This window comes from Paraglaciecola sp. (assembly GCF_030730205.1).
GTDB lineage: Bacteria > Pseudomonadota > Gammaproteobacteria > Enterobacterales > Alteromonadaceae > Paraglaciecola.
The window spans coordinates 3350-6972 of record NZ_JANQVQ010000330.1; the positions used below are offsets into that span (position 1 = coordinate 3350).

The following is a 3623-nucleotide window of genomic DNA, read 5'->3' on the forward strand; positions in this document are numbered from 1 at the left end:
AAATATTGCTATACGTTTATATTCTTTTTCATCAGGCAACTTAAGAAAACTAAGAGATTTACTCAATCAAGCTTGCCGGTTCGCATTAGAGGAGTCGGCTTTAAAAGTCAGTTATGAGCATTTTGAAAAAGCTGCGACCAAGATAGACAGAGACTGTCCTCTTTTTGTCAATCCTTTCTCGATAAAAGACCTGACATCAATAAAAATTAATGAGCCCGACTTAGATGTTGGCTGGGAAGATTTTAAAAACAAAGCTGGTGAAATTAGTTTTGGTAAGCCTAATCAAGTGATTTCAGTTAGTGATATTTTCGATAAAAAGTAAAATTTTTGAAGTTAATATTTAAGGTATTTCGCTAGTTAAGTTCAATCAAATTTGGCGACCTTTTGTGCATAAGCAGGTTAAAGTCTGATTTTACTGCTCGATCCTAAATTACAGTTTGCAGACAATCGATATATTGGTTGAAGGGCAATTTTGAGCGAAATAAATAATCAAAAAAAGGTCTGCTCTCGACCCAAAGCGGACGAAATAACCTAAAAGGTTGACCAGTAAGCTGGGTGGCAAATGATACCTTTCAGGGAACCTGACCCCCGCAGGTTTTGACCCCGCAGGTTTTAACTAAGTGTTAAAAAGCGATAAATGTTAAACGTTAGCCACTTTCTTCAGTGGTGTAATCATTGCAACCTTGCCAATACACGGTAATTTTGCAACCTCCTAGACTACTTGGATCACCATCCCCTGGGTTTGCCGCACTGGTGCTTTATTGTATAAATACTGCCCAACTCGCTGCAAAAACACACTAAAGGTCAACACGCCTTTGATAACATTTACTCAAATTCATACTTTTTGCGCAAGCGCATTCGCTCGCTGTCAATTTTACTCAGCAGGGCCTGAATAAGCGGTTTATCACCTATATCACTAGTCTCATAGCGCACTTCTTCTAGACCCCACAAACCAATGCCAGAATCTTCTGGCAGTTGTTGCAATAAGCTTTGCGCCTGCTCGAATTGCCCGGCATAAAGCGACAAGGCAAATTCAAATGCAGCCATGGATTGGTAAAAATCATAGGAGGCAGGATGAGCTAATTTGTATTCTGCTATAAGTTGTAAGACTTGTTCGGCCAGTTTTTTTGCTTGATTTGTGTCGCCCAATTTGCGCAAAAAGCTAATGTACGAAACCGTAACATTTAATTGCTCAATTGAGGCAGTAGGCGGAATCAATTGCTTGACGCGTTTTCTTAACTCACCAAGCTGTTCACTCTTTTGCGCCATGTCGATTAATACCATGGCGTCTTCTGAAAAAATGTTGAAATATTGATTGGGTACCAGTGCATTCCACAACTCATCAAATGATTTGTTGGGTAATGGGTAACCGTTAAAATAAGCCGCGGTGTAACTATAGGTCGCCCAGTATCCATTACTGCTCATATCGATATTGTCTAACAACGTTTGGGCGCGCTGATGTAGGCCGAGTTTGTTTAAGTAATAAAAATATCCATGAGTGTAGCGTTGGTTGGGGTTGTCTTGATAAAAGCGTTGCACGCTCAATAAGTCTAGCTCAGGGTTTCTGTATGAGACGTAACGAGATACGTCTTCTGTTGTGGCATTTTGTTTAAAATCTTGTGCGTCTGCAGGTGACAAACAATGTAGCACAAAATATTGCAGGCGGTTTTTGTAGACTAACTCTAGCGATGCAGGGGCAATACTATCGACAAATTTTGCAATATCTTCGCAGGGAGTATAACGAGTAATAAGGGCACCAAAATGCTGATACTGTATTTCCCAATCAAAAGGGTAAGCCTGTTTGGCCTTTTGGTAAAGTTGCACGGCTTTGTCAGTCAATTGGGCAAAATCATCGTAATATACTGCCAAGGAGTAAATTGCATCGCGGTTTAAGGGGTCGAGCGCTAAGGCTTGCTCGGCAAAGTCAATAATCTGTTTAGCACTAACATCATCATTTTCAGTGTAAGACACATCAGAAACACCCACATAGGCGGCTAGGCCCAAAATGGCTGATGTATCAGGATACTGCTCAAGTAAAGTATTTAAGATCAGTTTGGCCCGATTAATATCCGCTGTTGTTTCACGGTTTGCCAATGCGCGGGCGATAACCAACTGCTCAACGGCTTTATAATCCAGTTTATCAAGAGCCGCTGCATAGCGGTCATCCTGATGGATCAGTTTAAGTTTAAGCGCCGAGGCCACCTGATCACTGACTTCTTCTTGCAATACAAACACATCTTCGAGTTTACGATCAAAAGTATCAGAAAAAAGGTGCGCCCCTGATGTAGCCTCAATCAGTTGTACGGTGATGCGCAGATTGTCCTGACTTTTGCGCACGCTACCTTCAATCAAATAATCGGCCTTGAGCTCAGCAGCAATCACGGTTAAATCTTTTTGCACATTTTTATAGGCAAAACTGGTGGTGCGCCCCAGCACTTTTAAATCATGAATTCGTACCAGTGTATTAAGCAGCTCTTCGGTCAGGCCATCAACAAAGATGTCTTGCTCGGGATCATTACTCAAGTTTAAAAAGGGCATTACTGCCAGCACTTTGGTTTGGTTTTGGGCAGTCACTAATTCAGCTTCTTGCATTACTGGTGTGGCAGGAGAAGATAACCACAATTTATCGACCGTAAGATAAACAAGCAGTAACGCCACCACACTCAGCAACAAACGATTAATTTTTTGCCCAGTTTGGTTGGTGATGGAAGTACCTTGCTCGACATCGTTGGTGGGGCGAATACCCTCTGGGGTCAATTCAAAGGCCCAGGCAAAAATACAAGCAATAGGAAAACCTATCATTAGCACCACGGTAACCATGGTGCCAAAAATGGTGGGTAATTGAAGATAAGGGGAAATAACAGCAATGATTTGAATCACTAACCAAGCGGTGACCAGATATACACTGGCGACTTTTACTACATTGCGGCGTTTAAGTTCCTTGAAAAATGACATGATGTCCTGTGCTTATATTTTTCGTGAATTCATTTCACATTGTCGGCAACCGCTACTTCATGGCCGCACTCTTTAAAGTGTTAGTGCTTGTTATATCACCTGTTATCTTTAATGTGAATGTTTTCAGCGCATATCAAATTTTCTAAGTAGATTAGCTCAACTTATTGATATTTTTTGGTATTGACCTGTGAACTCCATGACAAACATCCCTGGTCTTTCAAGGACATAGAAAATACTTCAGCTTGAATTTACGGATAAGACAAACAAGAAAGAGATGGAGAGAACTATGAACAACGATCTACATTCAAAACCTTTGGAGTCAGGTTCGTTAAAAACGTATAATTTGCATCAGTTTATCGTACTGCCTGAAAAGTGATTTGGTCCGCTTTGGGCGTAAACCCGTTGTGCATTTACGCCCGCTATTTGCGGAAAGATAGGTTTAAGTTGAAGGGCAAATTTGTGCCAAAAGCGGCTGTTCACGTTAGACCCAGTGAACGAACCCACTTAGCAGAAAGGAGACGGTCAGGGAGATGCCTTGAGTTTTACAATTTGAGGAATAATTTAGCAGTGGACTTGTTCTAATATTTATTTGCTTTAAACGCAAAGCGGACATTAACGCCTCATTCAGAGGCAAATAATTGTTGGCTAAAATCGCGACGCAGGAGCAA

Annotated in this window: 2 protein-coding genes; one reads left to right on the forward strand and one right to left on the reverse strand. The window is 41.3% G+C overall.

Features of this window, described 5'->3' with window-relative positions:
- A partial coding sequence (locus tag NWQ57_RS21630) for a hypothetical protein (RefSeq protein WP_306024267.1) occupies positions 1 to 322 on the forward strand: 322 nt, incomplete at its 5' end.
- 503 nt (positions 323 to 825) lie between these two features.
- Here NWQ57_RS21630 and NWQ57_RS21635 read toward each other — a convergent pair.
- Positions 826 to 2955, reverse strand: a complete 2130-nt coding sequence (locus NWQ57_RS21635; protein ID WP_306024268.1) for a hypothetical protein — start codon at positions 2953 to 2955, stop codon at positions 826 to 828.
- Positions 2956 to 3623: the final 668 nt, after the last annotated feature.